1 protein-coding gene is annotated in these 823 nt (G+C 34.6%); it reads right to left on the bottom strand.

All coding sequences use genetic code 11. The features are described from left to right. Window positions 1-20 precede the first annotated feature (20 nt). Window positions 21-566 carry a hypothetical protein gene (locus ACTXGO_RS15060; RefSeq protein ID WP_443575090.1) on the bottom strand — a complete coding sequence of 182 codons (546 nt, stop codon included), beginning with the start codon at window positions 564-566 and terminating at the stop codon, window positions 21-23. Window positions 567-823 lie beyond the last annotated feature (257 nt).

Genomic DNA, 823 nt, shown 5'->3' with positions numbered 1-823 from the left:
TACATTGATGTTAACAACGATTAGTCTTTGATAACCATCGTCAAATCGTACTCTAAGCGCTTAGGCTTATACTTAACGCCGATGTAGTTTAAACGTATGATGTGCTTGTTATAAGAAGTCACCTTATAAGGACCATTAGCAAAATTATGCACGGATGGCACCACCAGCATAGTTTCAATCTTGTCTGTATTGATATCGACGTCAATACTTTGTCCGACATCTGGGTACAGATAATACTCACAGTAGTCATATACCATAATCTCGGCTGTGCGGACAATGGTTTCGTCGTCGACGTTTTTTTGTAATAGTTTGGGACAAATATCAGAATGCTTCGCTGCTAAACGTGCATAGGAGTTTTTGATATTTTCTTCAATTTCTTTGATGTTTTGTTCAGTGACGCTTTGCTCAGTAATAACGGCAGGATCTTGTATGTCATTTGAATAATCATCATGACCACAAGCACCTAAAAACAAAGGACAAATGATAGCGATACTAAATGTGTTGTAATAAGATAAGGAGAAATGGCGTTTGATAGATCTTGGTTTTTTAAGCGTAATAACAGTCATAACTGCCTTAATTGTAGTGAAAGCACTTTGAGTTAAAAACCGATATTATAAAACATTGTTTGCTGACATAAAATAAACTTTAGTCAATTAACCTACCGTTTATCTTTGTATATTACCGTTCATCCTATCACTATATTTATTTATATTTTGTAAAAATTTAGCAGATAAAAAACCTAATTCAAAGGTGTACAATAAATTGTGTTAGGCCAGCTAAAAACGGCAAGCTGAACTACTGCTGGTATTATTAAAGCCCCATT

The organism is Psychrobacter sp. T6-1 (assembly GCF_052258445.1).
Note: the sequence above shows the minus strand (reverse complement) of the source record. Positions and strands in the feature narration are given on the sequence as shown.